Raw genomic sequence first — 23,539 nt, 5'->3', positions numbered from 1 at the left:
CCTGGGACGGGCCCGCTTTTCTTGCCTTGAGAGGATTCTCCTGTGAGTGACGAAGTTCAGCCCGGCCATGTCCGTATCCGTCTCGACCTGTCCTACGACGGCACCCACTTCCACGGCTGGGCCAAGCAGGCCGGGGGGAAGCGGACCGTCCAGGGGGAGATCGAGGACGCGCTGCGGACGGTGACGCGGTCGGGGGAGACGACGTACGAGCTGACCGTCGCCGGGCGGACCGATGCCGGGGTGCACGCCCGCGGCCAGGTGGCGCATGTCGATCTGCCTGGGCAACTGTGGGCGGAGCAGGGGGAGAAGCTGCTCAAGCGGCTGGCCGGGCGGCTGCCCAAGGACGTACGGGTGTGGTCGCTCACGGAGGCCCCCGACGGTTTCAACGCCCGGTTCTCCGCGATCTGGCGCCGGTACGCGTACCGGGTCACCGACCACCCCGGGGGAGTGGACCCCCTGCTGCGCAACCACGTCCTGTGGCACGACTGGCCGCTGGACGTCGACGCCATGAACGAGGCGGCCGGCCGGCTGCTGGGGGAGCACGACTTCGCCGCGTACTGCAAGCGCCGGGAGGGGGCCACGACCATCCGGACGCTCCAGGAGCTGAGCCTTCGGCGGGGGACCGACGGGATCATCACGGCCACCGTGCGGGCCGACGCCTTCTGCCACAACATGGTGCGGTCCCTGATCGGCGCGCTGCTGTTCGTCGGGGACGGCCACCGTGGGCCGGAGTGGCCGGGGAAGGTGCTGGCCGCGGGGGTCAGGGACTCGGCCGTACACGTCGTACGACCGCACGGGCTGACCCTGGAAGAGGTGGGCTATCCGGCGGACGAACTGCTGGCGGCGCGGAACAAGGAGGCGCGGAACAAGCGGTCGCTGCCGGCGTGCGGCGGATGCTGAGAGGGAGTCCCGCCCTCGGCCGGCGGCCGAGGGCGGGACTCGTGCTCACTGCCTGACGGTGAAGTACTGCCAGGCGCCCCAGGTGCTGAGGTTGGTGTTGTCCCTACTGCTCCGGACGTACTCCGCGGCGATGCGGAACCTGCTGCCCACGGAGTTGGTCAGAGACGTCTTGTGGCGGCCGGCGCTGGCGGAACTCAGGGGTGCGCAGGGAGTGGTGGTCTGCGTGTGCCAGGTACCGCTGTAGTAGCGCTGCACGCGGAAGAGGACGCACTGGCCGGCCTTGTCGGGTGTGACCGTGACGTCCAGTTGCTCCTTGGCGGTGTGGTGGTACACCCGGTAGAGAGTGCTGCCGTAGTGCGTGTTCGTGTAGTAGCCGGACAGTTTCTCCGAGACGCGCACATGGGACTGCACACTGCGGGCGACGGTCTTCGGGGCGTACCGGTAGTCGCCGGCGAACACCGCGCTGAACGTGGTGTTGCGGGCGAGCTTGTAGGACCCGGTCAGATTGCCGTGGCTGTCCACCTTCCCCGAATTCACCAGGACCGACGTGCCGCCGAACGGCTGGGCGTAGATCGCCGCCGTGCGCTTGTTGTACGTCGTGCCGAGGTGAGCGGTGACCTTCGCGGTCTGGCCGTACGAGTAGGTCGCGTGGTCGGTGGCGATGGTCAGGGACGTCGAGGCCCGGGAGATCTGGACGGTGGCGTCGGTGCTGCCCGGCTTGTGCGAGACGTCGCCGCCGTAGGTCACCTGGTAGGTGTTGGCGCCGCCGATCTGCGGGGTGTCCGCGAACGTGAACGAACCGTCCGCGGCGACCTTCGCGTCGGCGAGTGCGGTGCCGGAGGTGTGTGCGAGGTCGGTCCTCGTGACCTTGACGACCCCACCGGCGGCGAAGGGCGAGCCGGAGAGCGTGCCGGACACGGTCAGCTGCCGCGCGCGGGTGGCCGTGGCCGGGGCCGTCAGACTGACCGAGGTGGCCAGCTTGGACACCTGGACGAGGGTGGTCGTGCTCGCCGTCCCGTGTGTCGCGTCCCCCGCGTAGCTCGCGGCGTAGGTGTAGGTGCCCTCCGCAGGCGGGGTGTCGGTGAAGGTGAAGGAGCCGTCCGCCTTCGTCGCCGCATCGGGCAGCGCTGTCCCGTTCCGCGTGATGTGCGCGACCTGGCCCGCGGCAAGCGCCGCGGACGAGGTCAGGGTGCCGGCGACGGTCAGCGACCGGCCGGGGACACCGGTGCTCGGGGCGGTGAGGTGGAGCGAGGTCGTCGCCGGTGTCGCCTCGCTGATGACCGGGCCGCTCACCGTCTGCACGTCGGAGGTGGCGCCGGTGGCACCGGAGAAGGCCACGAGCGCGGTGGACGTCAGCGTCGGTGTCGCGTCCATCACCGGCTTCCCGTCGATCCAGACGTACAGGTGGCCGGTGGCCACCTGGATGTCGACCTGGTGGGTGCCCTGGCGCAGGGAGGTGGTGAGGGGGACCACCGACTGGTAGGCGATCGCCGACGAGCCGGCCGAGCTGCGGCCGACGCCCACGAAGTTCTGCACCTTGAGCGTGTTGTTCCAGCCGCTGCCGAGCGCGATCACCGTGCCCGGCCGCCCCGCGATGCCGAGGCTGTCACCGGTCCCGCCCAGTGCCGCGGGGGAGTTCTGGTCCGGGTCGAGCAGCGTGAGCGTCATGCCCCTGCCGCCGGTGCCGGGGCCGAACTTCGCGGTGAAGGTGGTCCGCAGACCGTCGGTGCGCAGCGGCTCGGTGTACACCGCCGTGCCCGCCTGGTTGCCGGTGGCCGGGGTCAGCTGGACCCCGCCGCCGTCGGCCGGGACCGCCGAGCCGTTGGTCCGCCACTTCCCGTCGGCGACCGAGGTGGTCGTGGCGGTGCCGGTGCCGGTGCCCTTGACCTGCACGTACATGGCGCCCTGGCTGTTGCCGTTCGCGTCGGTCCCGGTGCCGGTGACCTCGTAGGAGGCGCTCAGGTCCGCGGCCGAGCGGGGGGTGAACGTCACGCTCTGCACGGCGGTCTGCTCCGGGCCGATGATCAGCCCCTCCGACAGCTGCACCGGGCTGTTGAAGTCACCGGTCGGCGCCTTGGCCTTGGTCACCGTCACCGGGATGTTGCCGGTGTTGGTGAGGGTGAACGACAGCGACTTGGAGCTGCCGATCGGGACCTGGCCGAACTCCAGTGAGCTGGTGGAGAACTCCAGGTGTCCCTGCCCGGTGATGGCCGTCGCGGTTACCGGCACGCTCAGCGTGTGGGTGGCACCGTCGCCGCTGCTGGTGACCACGAGCGCGTCGCCGTCGACCTGGTCGGCGGTCGGCGTGTAGGTGACCGAGAGCACGAACGAGCCACCGGCCGGTACGACCGTCCCCGTGCTCGGCAGCCCCGAGGCGGAGAACGCGCCGCCGGGCGCGTCGACCGAGTCGACGGTCTCCGGTTCGGTACCGGTGTTGGTGATCTGGAGGTTCAGCGTCGAGGTGCTGCCGGTGGGGACCTCCCCGAAGTCCAGGGCGGCGGGTGCCGCCCCCAGGCCGGGCCTGGTGCCGACGCCGTGGAGGGCGAAGACCAGCTTCTGGCCGTCGGAGAGGTTCGCCGTCAGCGTGCCGTTGACGCCGCCGGTGGTGGTGGGGGCGAAGCTGATCGGCAGGTCGAGGGTGGCGTCCGTCGCCAGCGCCGTGGGCTCCTCGGGGGTGGGTACGGCGGACGGGTCGACCGTGAACGCGCCGGAGGCCTTCAGTCCGGTGATGCTGACGTCCTGCGTGGCGGTCAGCTTCATGCCTGCCGAGCTACTGCTGCCCACGCCGACCTGGCCGAAGTCCAGCGAGGCCGCGGTCAGCGCCGTCCGGGCCGGGCTGCCGAAGCCGTAGAGCACACCGTCCCGGGTGCCGACGTACACCTTGCCGCCCTCGGCGGTGGGCGTGCTGAACTTCGTCGCGGTGCCGATCGGTGCCGACCACAGCAGCTGGAGAAGGCCGTTGCCGTCGGGGGTGGGGCTGTAGGCGCGCAGAGTGCCGTCGGCCCCGGAGGCGTTGCCGGCGGACGTCATCCACACCAGGGCACTGGACTCGTCCGTGCCGTTTGACGTGACCAGGGGTGAGCCGCTGGTGTAGCCGAAGGTGTCCTGGCTCTGGCCGGTGAGGGTGAGCGTGGGCGTACCGCCGTTGCGCACGCCGTACTTGAGGGCGCGCAGCGGGCCCTGGTTGCCGACGACGTAGACATAGCCGCCGGCGCCGCCCCAGAACGCGGGGTGCCCCCACATGCCCTGGTAGGGGCCGGACACGCTCACCGCCGCGTCGCCGCCCTGGACGCCCTGGCCCATGCCACCGAGGTTGTCGCGGTCGAGCAGGAACACCCGCCCGTCCTTGCCCTGCTGGACCAGCAGGTGGGGGTGCTCGCTGGTGCCGAAGCCGTCCGGCAGCGCCATCGGGGCGCCGGAGGAGATGTCCTGGTCGTTGAGGTCCAGGGTGGCGGCGTTGCTCGGACTGAAGAAGTCGGCCGTACCGAGCTTGTTGTCCGCGCCGACCTGGAGGCGCACGACGGACTCGGCAAGGGTTCCCTGCACGGTCTTGCCCGAACCGGGCGCCGGGCTGATGCCGTTGCCGGTGCTGAAGAAGATCCGGCCGGGCCCGTCCGAGACCAGCCCGCCGCCCGACTGCCAGATGCCTGCGCCACCGGTGCCGGTACCGGTCACCGTGGACCACATCGAGGTGATGCTGTGCGCGGTGGTGCTCACCCCGACCACATAGCCGCGGTACGGCCATGCGTCGCAGTGGGCGCCGAAGCCCGCGTAGACGACGCCGTCCATCAGCAGCAGGCCGGGGCGCTGCTGCTCGTAGTAGGCGTCGAAGGCGCTGCTCGGGTCGTTGACGGGGCTTCCGGCGATGGTGACCGGCCACCCGGAGCGCTCGGCTCCGGAAGCGGGGTCCACCGCGTGCATCAGCCACTTGGGGTGGCGGTGGGTGGAGGTACCGTCGTCGACCTTGGTGGTGAAGTAGAGGGAGTTGGTGGACGGATCGTAGACCGGCGTCGCGGTCGCGCCGATGTCGGGCACGAGATCCCCGCAGCCGATCGCCGAGGCCGGCCAGGCCGGCCCGTAGTTCTTGCTCCACTCGATCGCACCGGTGGTGCGGTCGAGGCCGTACAGGGTGTTGCTCTCGGTGACGGCGATCACCTGGTCACCGAGCACCAGTGGCTGGGCGTATATCTGCCCGTCCAGTTTGGTGGCGAAGAGCCGGCCGAAGGCGGAGGACTGGACGACCGCCGGGGAGAGCGAGGCCTCGTCCTGATCCCAGTTGGTGCGCAGGTTGTCCACGCCCTGGGTGTTCTGGTCGGCCTGGGCCGAGGGCGCGACCAGGCTGATCGTCGTGCCGATCAGCGCCGCGGTGGCCGCGGCCGCGACGGATACCAACCATGTGCGCGGCCGGATGCGACGATGACGGCCACCGCGTGCGGGCATGGAAAACCAGGGCAATTCGTGACCCCCCTCGTGTTCGCACCCGGAGTGGACACGGGTGCGGCACACATGTGAAGACTAATTGGTTGTTCTTATCATCAGTTGAGGTTTTTGGGCACTATGAGGCGCGTTTCGCTTCGGCATCGTCAGCGGGAACGGCGCGTTCCCGGTCCGCGCCCAGGAGCGTGGCCTTCATGGGCTTCGCGTTGCCGGAGCCGCTCTGCCGCGAGGACGGGACGCCCTGAAGGTGACCCGAGCTGACCGTGACGCAGGCCGAGTTGTCGGCGCGCGCGCCGTACTGGGGGCTCTTGTTGGGGGAGGCGCGGTGGCACCGCCCGCGGCGAGCAGTATCCAGGGCCGCAGAGGTGTGACAAGAAGCGCACAACTAGAGGCATCTGCCCGGGTCGTCCGGATCTGAAACCTGTTGGTTACCCCACTCTTCAACAAAAATAAGGTACATAAAGGGACTTGTCGGGCAATCGTCTCTATGCTGCCCTTACGTCATTCACACCTCTCGGATAACGTTTCCTGTCTGGCCCCTTTGTTCGAAAGGGGTTCTTCTTTGGGGTGGGGAACACATCGGGCACATGGCCCGGAGGGTGGGAATGTCATCCATTGACTCTGCCCGCGTGTCCGGAGTGGCCGGTGCCGGGGGGCATCGATCCACAAGGCGTGGAGGAAAGCGTGGCGCCGAGCAGGCGCCCCTGGGACTTCTGCCCGCGCCGCCGTCGCATGCGGAGAAGTATTCGTACGTCAAGAGGCGCCTGTGGGTGCTGACGCTCGCCTCGATCGTCAGCTTCGGGTGCCTGACCGTCAGCCAAGTGGCGCTGACCAAGGCCAGCCCACTGATGTGGATCTTCGCGCCGCCGCTGTTCTTCACCGTCGTCTACTACCTCGTGTCGCTGCGGGTCAACGGCTTCACGCGCGACTTCGACTTCGAGTACCACCAGCAGCTCGTCCGTGACTGGCGGCCCCGCGTCTACCCCAGCGTCGACGTCTTCCTGCCGGTGTGCGGCGAGCCCATCGAGGTGCTGCACAACACCTGGACCCATGTGCGGCAGCTGGCCGACCGCTACCCCGGCACCTGTGTGCCCTTCGTCCTCGACGACGGCGCGAGCCCCGAGCTGGCCGCCATGGCCCGGGATTTCGGCTTCCGCTACGGCACCCGCGAGAACCGCGGCTGGTTCAAGAAGGCGGGCAACCTGCACTTCGGGTTCGGTCAGTCCGAGGGCAAGTACATCCTGATCCTCGACGCCGACTTCACGCCGCGCTCCGACCTCCTGGAGGAGCTGCTGCCGTACATGGAGGCCGACGAACGCATCGGGATCGTGCAGTCCCCGCAGTACTTCCGGGTGCTGGACTCGCAGAACTGGATCGAGCGCGGGGCCGGTGCCGTGCAGGAGCTGTTCTACCGGTCCGTGCAGGTGTCCCGGCAGAACAGTGACGGCGCCATCTGCGTCGGCTCCTGCGCCATCTACCGGCGGGCCGCGCTGGACACCAACGGCGGCACGACCCTCATCGAGCACTCCGAGGACGTGCACACCGGGTTCGACCTGCGCGGGCTCGGCTGGGACCTGAAGTACGTGCCGGTCGCGCTGTCCACGGGCGTGTGCCCGGACACCGCCGGGGCCTTCTTCAACCAGCAGTACCGCTGGTGCTCCGGCTCGATGTCGCTGCTCGCCAGCAAGAAGTTCTGGGACGCGCCGATCAGTTTCTCCAGCCGGCTCTGCTACATGTCCGGCTTCTTCTACTACATCCACACGGCGCTCTTCACCTTCCTCGCGCCGCTCGTGCCCATCATGCTGCTGCTCACCAGCCCCGAGATGCTGCAGGTCAAGCATCTTGTCTGGGTGCTGCCCAGCATCGCCTACACCACCCTCGTCTTCCCGATGTGGCACAAGGCGCCGTACCGGCTGGAGGCATGGTCGGCACGGATGATGTACGGCTGGGCGCATGTCTTCGCCATCTGGGACATCCTGCGCAAGCAGCGCATGGGCTGGCAGCCGACCGGCTCCAAGGGCGCGAAGAAGAACAAGACCCGCCGGTTCTGGCTCGGCCTGTGGATCTGGGGCGGGGGCACCGCCGTGGTCTGGGTCGGCGCGGCCGTGTACCGGCTGTTCACCGGTTACCCGCCGGACTTCGCTCTCGTCCTGTCCTCCGGGCTGTTCTACGCGCTGGTCGTCGCGCGAGCGCTCATCCAGCCCAAGGAACACACCTCAGCAGGTGAACCCGCATGATCCGCAAGACCGTCCTGCCGCTGTGCGCGGCGCTGATGGCGCTGGCGGCGGTCGCCGGCTGCGGCGTGCTCGGCGGTGACGACCCCGCCGCCGAGGCCGCGAAGAAACCGGCCGCCGGGTCCTCGAAGGGATCGGAGGCGGAGCCTCCGTACGACGTGAAACCGCTGCTGCACCCCGGCAGGGACTACTTCGGGGTGGCCCTGAACGGCGCGCCCAGCTCGCAGAAGCCGGTGGACGCCTTCGCGAAGACCGTCGGCAAGAAGCCCAACATGGTCGGCTCCTTCTCGTCGTGGGGCGACGGCTTCAACGCCGAGGGCGCCCAGAACGTCTTCGGCGACGGCGGCCTGATGTACGTGTCGTGGGAGCCGTTCAAGCCCGGTGTCGACAAGATCGCCGACGGCTCGCAGGACACGTACATCAAGAAGTACGCGGACAGCGTGCGCAAGACGAACGTGCCCGTGGCGATCAGCTTCGGCCACGAGATGAACGGCCAGTGGTACCCGTGGGGCACCAAGGACACCACCCCCGCGACCTTCGTGAAGGCGTGGCGGCACATCCACGACGTCTTCCAGAAGGTCGGCGCCACCAACGTCATCTGGGTGTGGAGCCCGAACGTCATCAACCCGGTCCCCTCCGTGAAGCTGAAGCCGTACTGGCCCGGTGACGCCTACGTGGACTGGGTCGGCATCGTCGGCTACTGGACGCGGACCGGCGCGCACACCTTCGACAGCCTCTACGGCCCGACCCGCAGCCAGATCGACGCGTTCACCGACAAGCCGGTGCTGATCAGCGAGACCTCGTCCGAGCCCGGGGAGCGGCGGCGCGCCGATGTGCGCGCGTTGCTCGGGGGCGTGAAGGAGGACAAGGACGTCATCGGCTTCCTGTGGTTCAACATCGCCAAGCGGGCCGACTGGCGCATCCAGAGCAGCCCGCTCGCCCTGGCCGAGTTCAAGCGCCTCATCGCCGACGACGACTTCGGATTCGAGGTGCCGCGTTCATGACCACGCAGCAGCAGGACGGCGGCTGGTCGGAGCCCGGGCAGCAGCAGGACTGGCAGCAGCAATACCCGCCCTACACCGAGCAGCAGCACCAGGCCTACGGCGAACAGCAGGCCTACGGCGAACAGCAGGCCTACGGCGAACAGCAGGCCTACGGTGATCGGCAGGCCTACGGCGAACAGCAGACCTACGGTGAACAGCAGGCCTACGGCGAACAGCAGACCTACGGTGATCAGCAGGGTTACGGCCATCAGCAGCCGTATGCCGGGCAGCCGTACATTCCGCAGCAGCCGACCGCCGCGCAACAGCACTACGCGCGTCCCTACACGGGCGGTTCCGACGCCGAGTACTACGTCCCTGAGTACACCGTCCTCGACCCCGAGCCGGAGCCCGAGCCCGAGCCGGGCTATGTGCTGCCCGAGGTCCCGGTGTCGGCCTGGTCGGTCGACAACAGCCGCTCGGCGTGGATCAGCCGGGGCGTCCTGCTCCTGATCCTGCTCGTGCAGGCCGGGCTGTCCTTCCGGCTCGACGGCAGCGCCTTCCCCCACGAGGCGAAGTTCCTGACGTCCGACGGCGAGCTGTCGGGCCTGGTCTCCCAGCTCGGCCTCGCCGGGGCCCGGGTGCTGAGCCTGGCGTGGGCGCTGGGGGCCACGGCGCTGCTGTTCGGCGCCACCCGGCTGCTGTTCAACGCGCGAGCCGCTCTCGCGGCCGCCGCCATGTACTCCGTGCTGGAATCGACCGCCTTCACCGGCCGCTACGCCTCCCTGCACTCCCTGTCGCTGTTCCTGCTTGCCGCCGCCCTGTGGCTGCTGGCCCGGACCCGGCAGGCCAGCCCCGCGGCCGTGCTGCTCGCGGCGCCCTTCGCGGCCCTCGCGCCGTTCGCCGCCTACTCGGCAGCCCTGTATCTGCCCACGCTGACCGTGCTCGCCGTACTGACCGCCTACCGCTTCCGCGGCGTGGGAGCCTTCGTGCGGGGCGCGATCTTCGCCGTGGCCACCGGCGCCCTGTGCTTCGCAGGCATCCAGCTCGCCGGCACACCGAGCGGTTGGAACGTGAAGGGCACCGACAGTGCCGTCGAACTGCTCAAGGAGAGCGCCGAGTGGGGCGGCGTCGTTCTGCTCGTCGCCGTGATCGGTGCCGTCGGCTTCATCCGACGGGCCCGGATGGGCGAGATGCCCTGGGCCGAAGGCAGCGCACCGGGCGCGATCCGGCGCTCGTTGCTCGGTCTGACGATGTGTGCCACCGCCCTGCTCGCCCCGCTCTATCAGGCATGGCTGGGCAACGGCAGCTCGCTGTACATCCACGTCGGTTTCGGACTGCTCTTCGCGGTGCCGATGGCCGGTCTCGGTGTCTCGCGGATGATGGGCGCCCACTTCCGGTACCCGCAGATCGGCATCATGCTCTACGTCGCCGCCCTGGTCATCGGCATGGCACAGACCCGGGAGCTGTACCGGCCGCCGGACTCGGCCGCCATGGTCGGCGCCCTGCGCGAGGTCGTGGACACCAAGGGCCAGTACCTGACGGACGACCCGGAGATCTCCGCCTACTACCTTCGGGCGCAGACGAAGGCCGCCCAGTGGCGCCCGGCCGAGCGGGGCGCGGCTCTGGCGGCCCAGGTGAAGAAGGGCTCCTACGACGCGATCGTGCTGCGGGCCGCCTCCGTTCCCGAGGCGCTGCGCGGCAACGCGGACTACCGGCTGCTGGCCGTGCTGCGGCCCTCCGACAAGGACGGCGGACAGGAGCCGTACCGGATCTGGGTGAAGCGATGACTGCGTACACACCGTCGGTCGACGAGACGGCCGCCCAGGAATCCGGGGAGGGAGCGTCCTCCGAGCACCGGCGGTCCGCCGACGGCGCCGGCCGTGGCTCGGCGTGGCTCGCCTTCGTGCTGCCCGCCCTGGTCGCCGCCGCCTGTGTGGTGCCGGGGCTCGGCGGGCGCCAGTTGTGGCGCGACGAGCACGCCACATGGTGGGCGTCCACGATCTCGTGGCACGACCTTGGCCGGCTGATCGGCAGCATCGATGTCGTGATCGCGCCGTACTACGCGGTGATGCATCTGTGGATCGACGTCGCCGGGGACTCTGCGACGATGCTGCGGCTGCCGGAGGCGCTGGCCATGGCGGTCTCGGCCGGTCTGGTCGGGCTGCTGGGGCGCCGGATGTTCGCGGTGCGCACCGGGGTGCTGGCCGGGCTGCTGTTCGCGGTGGTGCCGATGATCACCCGGTACGGTCAGGAGGCCCGGCCGTACGCCTTCGCGACGATGTTCGCGCTGCTGGCCACCCTGTGGCTGATCCGCGCGCTGGACAGGCCGAGCCTGCGCAACTGGACGCTGTACGCGCTCGCCATCGCGGCCACGGGGTTCAGTCACCTGGTGGCCATGGCGGTGCTCGCCGGGCACGTGTGGCTCGTCTTCCTGGCCAAGAAGCGGGGCGACCGCATCGCCCACTACGCCTTCGCCGGCGCGGCCATGCTGGGACTGTCCATCACCTTCCCGATGGTGGCGCAGGGCACCGGGCAGAGCGGCCAGATCGCCTGGAACGTCACCACGACCAAGGACCTGACCCACCTCCCGGAAACCCTGTTCGGGTCGTGGATCACCGGCGGAGCGGCGATCGCCCTCGGCGTGGTCGGCCTGCTGGTGGCCGGGCGGTACTCGGTGCTGCTCGCCGCCTGGGCGGTCCTGCCGCCGGTGCTCACCTTCGTGACCGCCAACCAGCTGCACCTCTTCCTGCCGCGGTACCTGCTGTTCACCATCCCGGCCTGGACGTTGCTGGTGGCCGCCGCGCTCACCCGGCTCGTCGGCAGGCTCGACCCCGACGCCCGCCGGGGGACCGGCGCGCAGGTGCTGAGCGGGCTGCTGGTCGCGGTGGTGGCGGCCGGGTACGCCTTCGTGGCGTGGCCGGCGATCGGCGATGCCGAGAAGGACCTTCCGATGGAACCGGACTTCCGGGGCGCGGCGAACGTCGTCGCGGCGGGCGAGAGGTCCGGCGACGGGATGATCTTCAACGGCGGCATGTCGGAGCGCCGGGCCATGGCGTACGAACTGCGGGACCGCAAGGCCCCCAAGGACGTGCTCATGGAGTACACCCCGCAGCAGAACGGGTCCTACGGCGCCACCGAGTGCCGCAAGCCGGCGAGCTGTCTCAAGGGCACCGACCGGCTGTGGCTGGTCTCCACCATCAGCGACGGGCGCCCGCTGCTCACCGGCATGAACGAGAAGACCGCGGCGGCGATCGAGAAGTCCTTCAGGGCCGGTCGCACGGTGAAGCTGAACCACGTCGTGGTGCAGGTTCTCGAGCGCAAGTAGCGGCCGACACGGAGTTGTGAGGGAGGCTGCTGGATGCGGCTCACTGTCATCGGCACCGGCTACCTCGGTGCCACCCACGCCGCCTGCATGGCGGAGCTGGGTCACGAGGCGCGGGGGGTGCTCGACGCGGACCGCTGGACCGCGGCGGGCTGGCATTTCCGGGCGCTGGGCAGACCCGCGCCCGCTGCGAAAAGGCCCGCTGCGGGCCTCCCTGGGGAGGGGATGAGAACAAGATGACGGAGCTCGACAGACACTCTGGCGCACTGGTCACCGTGGTGATGCCGACCTACAACGAGGCGGCGAACCTGCCTCGGATGGCGGAGCTGGTCCTCGGCCTGCCCGTCGGCGGGCTTCATCTGAAGATCGTCGACGACTCCAGCCCGGACGGCACCGGGCGGATCGCCGAGGAACTCGCCGAGAAGTACAACGCCGACCGGCCCGCCGGGCGGCCGCGCATGAGCGTGCTGCACCGGACCGAGAAGGACGGCCTCGGGCGCGCCTACGTCGCGGGCATGACCGCGGCGCTGGCGGAGGGCGCCGCCTACGTCGTCCAGATGGACGCCGACGGCAGCCACCCCGCCGAGGCGATCACGCGGATGCTCGACGCGGCCGTGACCGAGGGGGCGGGCCTGGTCGTCGGCAGCCGGTACGTGGCCGGTGGCTCACTGGACGAGGACTGGGGCAGGCACCGGGTGCTGCTCTCCCGGTTCGCCAACCGCTACGCCCGGACCGTGCTCGGCACCGAGATCCGGGACATCACAGCCGGATTCAACCTGTGGTCGGCGCGGACGTTGCGCGATGTGGACCTGCTGACCCTGGACAGCGCGGGCTACAGCTTCCAGGTCGAGCTGAAGTTCAAGGCGGTCCGGGCCGGCCACAGCGCCGTCGAGATACCGATCCGCTTCGAGGAGCGGACCGAAGGCGAGTCCAAGATGAACCTCGCGACCCAGATCGAGTCCGCGGTGATGCCGCTGCGGCTGCGCCTGCGCCACCGGCAGAGCCGAACGGGGCGGTGAGCGGGCGGCACGCGCTCCCCTCCCGGCGGGGGAGCCTGTACCGCGAGATCGCGAAGTTCGGGCTGGTGGGGCTCACCGGATTCGTGGTGAACCTGGCGGTCTTCAACCTGATCAGGGCCGTCGTCCACTGGCAGCCGGTGCGCGCGAGCGTGGTCGCGACAGCTTGTGCCGTACTGGGCAACTACGTGGGCCTGCGCTACTTCGCCTACCGGAACCAGGACCGGGACGACGGCAGCGGCCGGAGGGAGCTGGGGCTCTTCCTCTTCTTCAGCGCGGTCGGCCTGGTCATCGAGAACGGGGTGCTCTACGCGACCACCTACGGGTTCGGCTGGCAGGGCACGCTCGCCTACAACGTGAGCAAGTTCCTCGGCATCGGCATCGCCACCCTGTTCCGCTTCTGGTCCTACCGCACGTGGGTCTTCAGGACCGCCGAGGGCGCCCCGCCGCGCACGGTCGCGCGCGGCGGACCCCAGGAGCCCGTGCTCCAGGCCACCTGGGAGCGGACCTGACCGGACGTGTCCGAAATCACTGGCCGGCGTCGGCCGCCGCCGACGCCTGGGCCTCGCCCCGCCTGCGGATCTGCCGGAAGGTGAACTCCGCCAGGTCGTCACCGGTCTGGAAGACCTTGGTGTCCTTGGTGGTGACGTCCTTGCCGTTGAGGAAGCCGGCGGTGGTGAAGTAGGCGTACCGGCCGTAGGAGTTGGTCGTCGTGCGGCAGACGCCGGAGGCGCAGAAGGCCTTCACCCCGGAGCCGGCCAGCGCGGTGACGAAGCCCTTCTTGTCGGCCTCGGTCTTGGCCTTGGCCGCCTGCGCCTCGGTGTCGAAGACGGCCACGCCCACCGTCACCGCTGCGCCGTCCTTGAAGTAGGTGACGCGCAGCAGCCGGGTGCAGTCGTTCTTGGTGAGGATGTTCGGGAGCGTGCCCTTGGCGGCCGTGGCGCACTTCTTGGTGTCGGCCGTGGCGCCCTTCTTGTACACCGTCTCGCCCATGGTCAGCTGGGTGCCCGGGAAGAGGGTCTCGGCGCTGAGCGGCGCCGTGTCCTTCTTCACACTGGATATGAACTCCTCGGGGTCCAGCGGCGGCGGCGCACTGGTCGGCGCGAAGGACGGCGTCGAGTCCGCCGAGTCGCTCGGCAGCGAGGCGCTCGCGGGCAGGTTGCTGGGTGTGCCGGAGGCGTTGTTGTCGCCGTTCGCGGACACCACGGCCATGGCGACGGCGGTGCCGATCGCCAGCGTGGCGACCACGCCACCGCCGATGAACAGCACTCTGCGCCGCTTGTTCCGCGTCTCCGAGGCCTCGGCGAGCGCGGCCCAGTCCGGGGTCTGGTCGGCTCCGCCGTTCCAGGGCTGCTGCGACTGCGGTTTCCAGGGATCCCACTGGGACTGGGGTCCCCCCTGCCCATAGCTCATGGGGCGCATCTTAGACGGGGGCTGAGGGTACCGGTGTGACAGTACGAAGGGTGATAGTGGACCTTTGGGGCAGGGTGGAGCATCCCGGCGTCATCGCGCGCCTCCGACGTCCGCGCGAGCTCGTTTTGACCCGTCAGGGGGCACCCCGGTACTCTGACTCTTCGTTGTGTATTGGCTTGCTCATTCTCACGGGACGGGCCCTTACACCGGTCCACCGGGCCGATGACCAGCAACCCCACGTACGCGGTATGCGTCGCCGCAGTGGCTCAGGCTGTCGTGATCGTTTCGGTGACCTGTTCAGGACCATTCACTCGAAGCGAAGGCTACGAACCGTGCGTACGTACAGCCCCAAGCCCGGCGATGTGACGCGCCAGTGGCACGTCATCGACGCCCAGGACATCGTCCTGGGCCGTCTCGCCACCACTGCGGCGTCCCTCCTGCGGGGCAAGCACAAGCCGATCTACGCCCCTCACGTCGACACCGGTGACTTCGTCATCATCATCAACGCCGACAAGGTGCACCTGTCCGGCAACAAGCGGACCCAGAAGATGGCGTACCGCCACTCCGGCTACCCGGGTGGTCTGCGCTCCGTCCGCTACGACGAGCTGCTGGACAAGAACCCCGAGAAGGCCATCGAGAAGGCCGTCAAGGGCATGCTCCCCAAGAACACCCTGGGCCGTCAGATGCTCTCCAAGCTGAAGGTCTACCGAGGCGAGAACCACCCGCACGCTGCGCAGCAGCCGGTTCCGTTCGAGATCACCCAGGTCGCGCAGTAGTTCCGGCCACCCCCTAAGACTGAAGAGAATCTGAGGAGCATCGTGGCCGAGACCACTGCCGAGCAGCCGCTCGAAGAGATCGACATCGACAGCTACACCACGGAGACGGACGTCCCCGTCGAGGGCGAGTACACCTCCGAGTCCCTCGCGTCCCGTTTCGGCGACCCGCAGCCGGCCGCCGGCCTGGGCCGTCGCAAGAACGCCATCGCCCGCGTCCGGATCGTCCCGGGCACCGGCAAGTGGAAGATCAACGGTCGCACCCTTGAGGACTACTTCCCCAACAAGGTGCACCAGCAGGAAGTCAACGAGCCCTTCAAGGTGCTGGAGCTCGAGGGCCGCTACGACGTCGTCGCCCGCATCGCCGGTGGCGGTGTCTCCGGCCAGGCCGGTGCGCTCCGTCTCGGTGTCGCCCGCGCGCTGAACGAGGCCGACGTCGACAACAACCGCGGCCCGCTCAAGAAGGCCGGCTTCCTCAAGCGCGACGACCGTGCGGTCGAGCGCAAGAAGGCCGGTCTGAAGAAGGCCCGCAAGGCTCCGCAGTACAGCAAGCGTTAATCGCCCGCTGCCTGCCCGTACGCAGAGACGGGCCTGGCCCGCGTATCCGGGCTCTGGCCCGGCGCGTACTCCGAACGCCCCGGCGGCACGCCACATGTGCCGTCGGGGCGTTCGTTTATCCCGGCCAAGGGCGTATAACGACACAAGACGCTCAAAGGCTGGTGTGATCGCATGACTAAGCGCCTGCCATCATTTCCTGGCAGCAAGGACGCTTCTTCAGGAGGACAAGTGGGACGACTCTTCGGCACGGACGGCGTGCGCGGCGTCGCCAACGCGGACCTGACGGCCGAGATGGCGCTCGGGCTGTCGGTCGCGGCGGCGCACGTGCTGGCCGAGGCGGGCACGTTCGAGGGCCACCGGCCGAAGGCGGTCGTCGGACGGGATCCGCGTGCGTCCGGGGAGTTCCTGGAAGCGGCCGTGGTCGCGGGCCTGGCGAGCGCGGGCGTCGACGTCCTGAGCGTCGGCGTGCTGCCCACCCCGGCGGTCGCGTTCCTGACCGGCGCACTCGGCGCCGACCTCGGCGTCATGCTCTCCGCCAGCCACAACGCCATGCCCGACAACGGCATCAAGTTCTTCGCCCGCGGCGGCCACAAGCTCGCCGACGAGCTGGAGGACCGGATCGAGGCGGTCTACGACTCCCACCGCCACGGCGAACCCTGGGAGCGGCCCACCGGCGCGGGCGTCGGCCGGGTACGGTCCTACGACGAGGGCTCCGAGCAGTACGTCGCCCACCTGCTGTCGGTCCTCCCGAACCGGCTCGACGGGCTGAAGATCGTCCTGGACGAAGCGCACGGCGCGGCCGCGGGGGTCTCGCCGGAGGCGTTCCGCCGGGCCGGCGCGGACCTCGTCACGATCGGCGCGGAGCCGGACGGGCTCAACATCAACGACGGCTGCGGCTCCACCCACCTGGACAAGCTGAAGGCCGCGGTCGTCGAGCACGGGGCCGCCTTCGGCATCGCGCACGACGGCGACGCGGACCGGTGCCTCGCCGTCGACCACACCGGCGAGGAGATCGACGGCGACCAGATCCTGGCCGTGCTGGCGCTGGCCATGCGGGAACGGGGTGCGCTGCGCTCGGACACCGTCGTCGCCACCGTCATGTCCAACCTCGGCTTCAAGCTGGCGCTGGAGCGGGAAGGGCTGCACCTCGTCCAGACCGCGGTCGGTGACCGGTACGTCCTGGAGGAGATGAAGGAGCACGGGTACGCCCTCGGCGGCGAGCAGTCCGGGCATGTGATCATCCTCGACCACGCGACGACCGGTGACGGCACGCTGACCGGGCTGCTGCTGGCGGCGCGGGTGGCTCAGACCGGGCGGTCGCTGCGGGAGCTGGCGGGCGTGATGGAGCGGCTGCCACAGGTCCTGATCAACGTGCCGGACGTCGACAAGTCCCGGGTGAAGACCTCCGGGGACCTGGCGGCGGCGGTCGCGGAGGCGGAGCGGGAGCTGGGCGAGACCGGTCGCGTGCTGCTGCGCCCTTCGGGTACCGAGCCGTTGGTACGGGTGATGGTGGAGGCCGCGGACATCGAGCAGGCCCGGTCGGTGGCGGGGCGGTTGGCCGACGCCGTCAAGTCGGCGCTGGGGTAGCTGTTCTCCGGGTTCGGGGTGCCGGGGAGGGCGCGTTGCGGGCTGCGGGTTCGTCGTGGCCTGTCGCGCCCACGCGGCGGAGCCGCACATGTCGCAGCCCCGCATCCCTGACGGGGCGGGGCGCTCTGCCTCAAGTCGCTTTCGTCCAGAGCCATTTCTGGCTCAGCAGAGTCGCCGTACCCGCCAGGACGATCCCCAGCAGGTTCAGCAGCAGTTGCTCCGTCGAGCCCCACGCCTGCCGGTACTCGGTGAAGGCGAAGGCCACTGCCGCGTTCGCCGCTGCCGGGACCGTGGTGACGGAGATCGCCACGCCCACCAGGGCACCTGACTTCGCCGAGGTCAGGGAGAGTATGCCGGCGATACCGGCCAGTACCGCCACCACGAACGAGAACGCGTCGGGGCGGTAGATGAAGTTGGTGTTCGGGCGCTCCGCCTCCAGCTGCACCTTGGTGAAGAGGTTCAGTCCGTCCATGAGGTAGGTGAAGCCGACGGTCACCAGCAGCGCCACGGCGAAGCCGACGAGCAGCGCGGTCAGGGAACGCAGGGCCAGACGGGGGTGGCGCCGCACCAGCGCCGTGCAGATGCCGGCCAGCGGGCCGAACTCCGGGCCCACCGCCATCGCCCCCACGATCAGGATCGCGTTGTCCAGGACGACACCGCAGGCCGCGATCATCGTGGCCAGGGTGATGAAGGCGACGTAGGTGACCGACAGCGTCGACTCCTCGTGGGTCGCGTCCGTCAGCCCCTCCCACAGCACGGCGTCAGCGCCCTCGCCCGGGGCCTCCGCCTCGGCCTTGGCGGCCCGGTTTGACAGGCTCAGGTCGATGTCCTCGACGGCGATCGAGCCGGTGCGGTCGAGATCCAACGCCCGTAGCCCACCGATGAGTTCGTCACCCGCCTCGCGGGCCACGTCGCACATGACGACGTCCCCTGCGGGGTTGCGGGCGGCGCCCGGCACGACCACGAGGTGGGTCGTGCCGACCGTTGTCTCGATCAGCCGGACCACGGCGTCCGTGCGGTCCGCCGGGGTGATCAGGCGCAGATGCAGCATGACGCCTTTTTAACAGGCGGTCTGCGGGCGGGGTGTCAGAGCTTGCGGAGCCGCAGCCGCTGCACCTTGTGGTCCGGGCCCTTGCGGACGACCAGGGTGGCGCGGCCGCGGGTGGGCGCGATGTTCTCGACCAGGTTGGCCTTGTTGATGGTGCGCCACAGACCGCGGGCGTACTCCAGGGCCTCCTCCTCGGACACCTGGGTGTACTTCCTGAAGTACGAGTCCGGGTTCTGGAAGGCGGTCGCGCGCAGCTTGCGGAAGCGGTTGAGGTACCAGCGCTCGATGTCCTCGGCGCTCGCGTCCACGTACACGCTGAAGTCGAAGTAGTCGGCGAGGCCGACCCGGGTGCGGCCGTCCTTGCCGGGGAGGGCGGGCTGGAGGACGTTGAGTCCTTCGACGATCAGGATGTCCGGGCGCCGGACGACGAGCTTCCGGTCCGGCACGATGTCGTAGATCAGGTGCGAGTAGACGGGGGCGGTGACCTCGTCCTTGCCGGCCTTGATGTCGGCGACGAAGCGGGTCAGGGCCCGGCGGTCGTACGACTCGGGGAAGCCCTTGCGGGCCATCAGACCGCGGGCTTCGAGCTCCTTGGTGGGGAGCAGGAAGCCGTCCGTCGTCACCAGCTCGACGCGCGGGTGCTCGGGCCAGCGGGACAGCAGTGCCTGCAGGAGCCGGGCGACGGTCGACTTCCCGACGGCCACCGAGCCGGCCACGCCTATGACGAACGGGGTGCCGGACTGGGAGCCCTGTTCGCCGAGGAAGGTGTTCAGGGCGCCTCTGAGTCCGTCGGTGGCACCGACGTACAGGTTGAGCAGGCGGGACAGCGGGAGGTAGATGTCCCGCACCTCGTCGAGGTCGATGACGTCACCGAGGCCACGCAGCCTCTCGACCTCCTCGGCGGTGAGCGGCAACGGCGTCTTGTCGCGCAGCGCGCTCCACTCGGAACGGGTGAGGTCGACATAGGGAGTCGCCTCCGGCCTGTGCCGGTGGGCGCTCCGGGGCATCGGGGAGACCGGAGAGATCACATTCCATTGTTAACGGAGTTTGAACGGGGTGGGGGGTGGGGTCGGTCACGTGCCGAGCGCGGGACCGGAAGGAGCCCTGCCCAGGACGAGGCTTCTGCCCGCCATCTGTGCGAGCGACTTGGCGCGTGCGACAAAGATCCCCGGATCGTCCATATGAAGTCGCGCACTGTGCGTGCGGGGCCGGTGGGGTGGGATCTGCGGCGACCGGTGACGGCCGGATGAGGTTGGCTGGATTTCCATCGGTGCGAATCGGTGCGATTATTTCCGATTTCGGGCACGCTGAGCCGTGTTCGGGCGGGCGTCGGCACTTAGGCTGCCGCTCATGTGCGGAATCGTGGGATACGTGGGGGCGCAGTCGGCGCTCGATGTGGTGGTCGCCGGGCTGAAGCGGCTGGAGTACCGCGGGTACGACTCGGCGGGCGTCGCCGTGCTCGCGGACGGCGGGCTGGCCTCGGCGAAGAAGGCCGGGAAACTGGTCAACCTGGAGAAGGAGCTGACGGAGCGGCCGCTGCCGGCCGGTGCCACCGGCATCGGGCACACCCGCTGGGCCACGCACGGCGGGCCGACGGACGCCAACGCGCATCCGCACCTCGACAACGCGGGCCGGGTCGCCGTCGTCCACAACGGGATCATCGAGAACTTCGCCGCCCTGCGCGCCGAGTTGGCGGAGCGTGGGCACGACCTCGCCTCCGAGACGGACACCGAGGTGGTCGCGCACCTGCTGGCGGAGGAGTTCTCCGGCAGCGCCGATCTCGCGGAGGCGATGCGGCTGGTGTGCCGGCGTCTGGAGGGCGCGTTCACGCTGGTCGCGGTGCACGCCGACGATCCGGACGTGGTGGTGGGCGCGCGCCGGAACTCCCCGCTGGTGGTGGGCGTTGGAGAGGGCGAGGCCTTTCTCGCCTCGGACGTCGCCGCGTTCATCGCCCACACGCGGTCGGCGATCGAGCTGGGCCAGGACCAGGTGGTGGAGCTGCGCCGGGACGGCGTGACGGTGACGGGCTTCGACGGCGCCCCGGCGGACGTCCGCTCCTACCACGTCGACTGGGACGCGTCGGCGGCGGAAAAGGGGGGTTATGACTACTTCATGCTCAAGGAGATCGCCGAGCAGCCCAAGGCGGTCGCCGATACGCTCCTGGGCCGCATCGACGCGGCCGGCTCCCTGACCCTCGACGAGGTCCGGATCGGCGCCACCGAGCTGCGCGAGGTGGACAAGGTCGTCATCGTCGCCTGCGGTACGGCCTTCCACGCCGGCCTGATCGCCAAGTACGCCATCGAGCACTGGACCCGCATCCCCTGCGAGGTGGAGCTGGCCAGCGAGTTCCGGTACCGGGACCCGATCCTGGACTCGCGGAGCCTGGTGATCGCCATCTCCCAGTCCGGCGAGACCATGGACACCCTGATGGCCCTGCGGCATGCGCGGGAACAGGGCTCCAAGGTCCTGGCGATCTGCAACACCAACGGCTCGACGATCCCGCGCGAGTCGGACGCGGTGCTCTACACCCACGCCGGGCCGGAGGTCGCGGTCGCCTCGACCAAGGCGTTCCTCACCCAGCTGGTGGCCTGCTATCTGGTCGCCCTGTACCTCGGTCAGGTGCGGGGCACCAAGTGGGGCGACGAGGTCGGCGCCGTGATCCGGGACCTCTCGCACATCTCCGGCGAGGTCGAGCGGGTCCTGGAGACCATGGAGCCGGTACGGGCGCTCGCGCGCTCCCTCGCCGACAAGAAGACGGTGCTGTTCCTCGGCCGGCACGTCGGCTACCCGGTCGCCCTCGAAGGCGCCCTGAAGCTCAAGGAACTGGCCTACATGCACGCCGAGGGCTTCGCGGCCGGCGAGCTGAAACACGGCCCGATCGCGCTGATCGAGGAGGACCTGCCGGTGGTCGTCGTCGTGCCGTCACCGCGTGGCCGGTCCGTTCTCCACGACAAGATCGTCTCCAACATCCAGGAGATCCGGGCCCGGGGCGCGCGCACCATTGTGATCGCGGAGGAGGGGGACGAGGCGGTGGTCCCGTACGCCGACCACCTGATCCGCATCCCGGCCACCCCCACCCTGCTCCAGCCCCTCGTCTCCACGGTCCCCCTCCAGGTCTTCGCCTGCGAACTGGCCACGGCCCGCGGCAACGAGGTCGACCAGCCGCGCAACCTGGCGAAGTCCGTGACGGTGGAGTGAGGAGGAGGGGCCGGGCGAGCCCGCGGCGGCCGGGTGGATCGTAGAGTGCCCGGGTGAGCATCATCGGGGTAGGGATCGACGTCGCCGAGATCGACCGGTTCCGGGAGTCGCTGGAGCGGACTCCCGGGCTGGCCGGGCGGCTGTTCGTGGAGCGGGAGTTGCTGCTGCCGAGCGGGGAACGGCGCGGTATCGCCTCGCTCGCGGCGCGGTTCGCGGCCAAGGAGGCGCTGGCCAAGGCGCTGGGGGCGCCGCCCGGGCTGCTCTGGACGGACGCGGAGGTGTTCGTGGAGGACAGCGGGCGGCCGCGGTTGCAGGTGAAGGGGAGCGTGGCCGCCTGTGCGGCGGAACTCGGCGTACGGTCCTGGCATGTGTCGCTCAGCCATGACGCCGGGGTGGCGTCGGCGGTGGTGATCGCGGAGGGGTGACCCGGACGGGGCGGGCGGATGCGCGCCCCACCGGTTCCGGGGGAGACTCGGGGCATGCGGACTGCTTACAGCGTGGAGACGGTACGGGCGGCCGAGCGGGAGTTGATGGCGCGGCTGCCGGAAGGGGCGCTGATGCAGCGGGCCGCCGCGGGGCTGGCCGCCGCCTGCGCCGAGTTGCTCGGACGGGTGTACGGCAGCCGGGTGGTGCTGCTGGTCGGCAGCGGTGACAACGGCGGCGACGCGCTGTACGCCGGGGCGCGGCTGGCGCGGAGAGGGGCGGGGGTCGCGGCCGTGCTGCTCGCGCCGGAGCGCACCCACACCGGCGGCCTGGCGGCGCTGCGCCGGGCCGGCGGCACGGCCGTACTCGCCGGTGCCGCCGAGGAGTTGATCCTGCGGTCCGATCTCGTCGTGGACGGCGTCGTAGGGATCGGTGGGAAGGGCGGGCTGCGGTCCGAGGCCGCCGCGCTGGTCGCCGTGGTGGAGCGGTCGCGGGCCGTCGTCGTCGCCGTGGACCTGCCCAGCGGGGTGGAGGCGGACAGCGGCGAGGTGCGGGGAGCGGCCGTACGGGCCGACCTGACCGTCACCTTCGGGACGCACAAGCCGGGGCTGCTGATCGATCCGGCGCGGGGGTACGCCGGTTCGGTGCGGCTGGTCGACATCGGGCTTGAACTGCCCGAGGAGGCCGAGCTGGAGGCGTTGCAGGACGTGGACGTGGCGCGGCTGCTGCCGACGCCGTCCGCGGAGAGCGACAAGTACCGGCGGGGGGTGGTGGGGATCGCCGCCGGGTCGGCCCGTTATCCCGGGGCCGCGGTGCTCGCCGTCGCGGGAGCGTTGCGGGGCGGTGCTGGGGCCGTACGGTACGTCGGCCCCGCCGGGGACGAGGTGCTGGCGCGCTTTCCCGAGACGCTGGTGTCGGACGGGGGGCCGCGCAAGGCCGGGCGGGTGCAGGCCTGGGTGGTCGGGCCGGGGGCCGGGGACCACGCCGACGTCGTCGCCGAGGTGGTGGAGGCGGACGTGCCGGTGCTGGTCGACGCGGACGGGCTGCGGCTCGCCGACCGGGACGCGGTGCGTGCGCGTACGGCACCCACGCTGATGACGCCGCACGCCGGGGAGGCGGCGGCGCTGCTCGGGGTACGGCGGGAGGAGGTCGAGGCCGGCCGGCTCGCGGCAGTGCGGGAATTGGCGGGGGCGTACCGGGCGACGGTGCTGTTGAAGGGGGCGACGACGCTGGTGGCGGAGCCGGGGGGAGGGGCGGCCGTCCGGGTGAACGCGACGGGGACGCCGTGGCTGGCCACGGCGGGGAGCGGGGATGTGCTGTCGGGGCTGGCGGGGTCGCTGCTGGCGTGCGGCCTCGACGGGCGGGACGCGGGGAGTGTGGCGGCGTATCTGCACGGGCTCGCGGGGCGGTTCGCGGCGGAGGGGGCGCCGACGGTTGCGCATGCGGTGGCTGACGCGTTGGGGGCGGCGTGGAGGGGGGTTTTCCCACCCACGCGCCCGACTCGGTAGGCCAGGACCTCACCGTCACGGGGCCGCGCCGCGGTTCGGGCGCGCGTGGGCGGTTGCTGATCGCGCCCACGCGGCGGTAGATCGCACATCCGATGCGGCCCCGCGCCGCTGAGGGGTGTGCCCTGTTCGCGCCGGCTGC

17 protein-coding genes and 1 pseudogene are annotated in these 23,539 nt (G+C 70.3%); 14 read left to right on the top strand and 4 right to left on the bottom strand.

Going from position 1 to position 23,539, the window contains the following annotated elements; genetic code table 11:
* The first annotated feature begins 42 nt into the window (after positions 1–42).
* Positions 43–900 (top strand): tRNA pseudouridine(38-40) synthase TruA, encoded by an 858-nt coding sequence (gene truA / locus AB0N16_RS09280; protein WP_365794722.1) that lies wholly within the window; start codon positions 43–45, stop codon positions 898–900.
* Positions 901–945: 45 nt separating this feature from the next.
* Here truA and AB0N16_RS09275 read toward each other — a convergent pair whose 3' ends face one another.
* Positions 946–5,292 (bottom strand): choice-of-anchor D domain-containing protein, encoded by a 4,347-nt coding sequence (locus tag AB0N16_RS09275; protein WP_365794720.1) that lies wholly within the window; start codon positions 5,290–5,292, stop codon positions 946–948.
* An 815-nt stretch (positions 5,293–6,107) separates the two neighbouring features.
* On the opposite strand from AB0N16_RS09275, the gene AB0N16_RS09270 reads away from it, so the two are divergent.
* From AB0N16_RS09270 to AB0N16_RS09240, 7 genes and pseudogenes are all read left to right on the top strand, one after another.
* Positions 6,108–7,574 (top strand): glycosyltransferase family 2 protein, encoded by a 1,467-nt coding sequence (locus tag AB0N16_RS09270; protein WP_365794718.1) that lies wholly within the window; start codon positions 6,108–6,110, stop codon positions 7,572–7,574.
* Positions 7,571–8,575 carry a glycosyl hydrolase gene (locus tag AB0N16_RS09265; protein ID WP_365794716.1) on the top strand — a complete coding sequence of 335 codons (1,005 nt, stop codon included), beginning with the start codon at positions 7,571–7,573 and terminating at the stop codon, positions 8,573–8,575. Before AB0N16_RS09270 ends, AB0N16_RS09265 begins: the two co-directional genes overlap by 4 nt.
* Complete coding sequence (locus AB0N16_RS09260; protein ID WP_365794714.1) at positions 8,572–10,341, top strand: hypothetical protein; 1,770 nt, start codon at positions 8,572–8,574, stop codon at positions 10,339–10,341. Before AB0N16_RS09265 ends, AB0N16_RS09260 begins: the two co-directional genes overlap by 4 nt.
* Complete coding sequence (locus AB0N16_RS09255) at positions 10,338–11,879, top strand: glycosyltransferase family 39 protein (protein WP_365794712.1); 1,542 nt, start codon at positions 10,338–10,340, stop codon at positions 11,877–11,879. Before AB0N16_RS09260 ends, AB0N16_RS09255 begins: the two co-directional genes overlap by 4 nt.
* A 33-nt stretch (positions 11,880–11,912) precedes the next feature.
* A pseudogene (locus tag AB0N16_RS09250) lies at positions 11,913–12,011 on the top strand (hypothetical protein); the annotation flags it as partial.
* A gap of 101 nt (positions 12,012–12,112) precedes the next feature.
* Positions 12,113–12,895 carry a polyprenol monophosphomannose synthase gene (locus AB0N16_RS09245; RefSeq protein ID WP_365794710.1) on the top strand — a complete coding sequence of 261 codons (783 nt, stop codon included), beginning with the start codon at positions 12,113–12,115 and terminating at the stop codon, positions 12,893–12,895.
* The gene (locus tag AB0N16_RS09240) at positions 12,892–13,404 is read left to right on the top strand and encodes a GtrA family protein (protein ID WP_365794708.1); all 513 of its coding nucleotides are present in this window, start codon (positions 12,892–12,894) and stop codon (positions 13,402–13,404) included. The genes AB0N16_RS09245 and AB0N16_RS09240 overlap by 4 nt, the downstream gene beginning before the upstream one ends.
* A 16-nt stretch (positions 13,405–13,420) precedes the next feature.
* Here the strand turns inward: AB0N16_RS09240 and AB0N16_RS09235 are convergent, their stop codons facing one another.
* Positions 13,421–14,305: a hypothetical protein gene (locus AB0N16_RS09235; RefSeq protein WP_362562792.1), complete on the bottom strand. Its 885-nt coding sequence runs from the start codon at positions 14,303–14,305 to the stop codon at positions 13,421–13,423.
* A gap of 332 nt (positions 14,306–14,637) precedes the next feature.
* On the opposite strand from AB0N16_RS09235, the gene rplM reads away from it, so the two are divergent.
* From rplM to glmM, 3 genes are all read left to right on the top strand, one after another.
* Positions 14,638–15,081 (top strand): 50S ribosomal protein L13, encoded by a 444-nt coding sequence (rplM, locus tag AB0N16_RS09230; RefSeq protein WP_123974783.1) that lies wholly within the window; start codon positions 14,638–14,640, stop codon positions 15,079–15,081.
* Positions 15,082–15,123: 42 nt separating this feature from the next.
* Entirely contained in the window at positions 15,124–15,636 is a 513-nt protein-coding gene (rpsI, locus tag AB0N16_RS09225; protein WP_351318187.1) for a 30S ribosomal protein S9, read from the top strand.
* 228 nt (positions 15,637–15,864) lie between these two features.
* A complete protein-coding gene (gene glmM / locus AB0N16_RS09220) occupies positions 15,865–17,223 on the top strand; it encodes a phosphoglucosamine mutase (RefSeq protein ID WP_365794706.1) in 1,359 nt (452 codons plus the stop codon).
* A 130-nt stretch (positions 17,224–17,353) separates the two neighbouring features.
* Here glmM and AB0N16_RS09215 read toward each other — a convergent pair whose 3' ends face one another.
* Together AB0N16_RS09215 and coaA are read right to left on the bottom strand one after the other, a co-directional pair.
* Entirely contained in the window at positions 17,354–18,274 is a 921-nt protein-coding gene (locus tag AB0N16_RS09215; RefSeq protein WP_365794704.1) for a DUF389 domain-containing protein, read from the bottom strand.
* Positions 18,275–18,309: 35 nt separating this feature from the next.
* On the bottom strand, positions 18,310–19,278 hold the full coding sequence (coaA, locus tag AB0N16_RS09210; RefSeq protein ID WP_365794702.1) for a type I pantothenate kinase: 969 nt from the start codon (positions 19,276–19,278) through the stop codon (positions 18,310–18,312).
* A gap of 343 nt (positions 19,279–19,621) precedes the next feature.
* Here coaA and glmS point away from each other — a divergent pair, with 343 nt between their 5' ends.
* The 3 genes from glmS to AB0N16_RS09195 are packed head-to-tail and all read left to right on the top strand — an operon-like array spanning position 19,622 to position 23,400.
* On the top strand, positions 19,622–21,469 hold the full coding sequence (gene glmS / locus AB0N16_RS09205) for a glutamine--fructose-6-phosphate transaminase (isomerizing) (RefSeq protein WP_365794700.1): 1,848 nt from the start codon (positions 19,622–19,624) through the stop codon (positions 21,467–21,469).
* A gap of 53 nt (positions 21,470–21,522) precedes the next feature.
* Positions 21,523–21,894: a holo-ACP synthase gene (locus AB0N16_RS09200; protein ID WP_362562811.1), complete on the top strand. Its 372-nt coding sequence runs from the start codon at positions 21,523–21,525 to the stop codon at positions 21,892–21,894.
* A 54-nt stretch (positions 21,895–21,948) separates the two neighbouring features.
* On the top strand, positions 21,949–23,400 hold the full coding sequence (locus AB0N16_RS09195) for an NAD(P)H-hydrate dehydratase (protein ID WP_365794698.1): 1,452 nt from the start codon (positions 21,949–21,951) through the stop codon (positions 23,398–23,400).
* The last annotated feature ends 139 nt before the right edge of the window (positions 23,401–23,539 follow it).

This window comes from Streptomyces sp. NPDC051105, assembly GCF_040682795.1.
In the GTDB taxonomy this organism is placed as follows: domain Bacteria; phylum Actinomycetota; class Actinomycetes; order Streptomycetales; family Streptomycetaceae; genus Streptomyces.
This window is presented reverse-complemented; position numbering and strand designations above follow the sequence as displayed.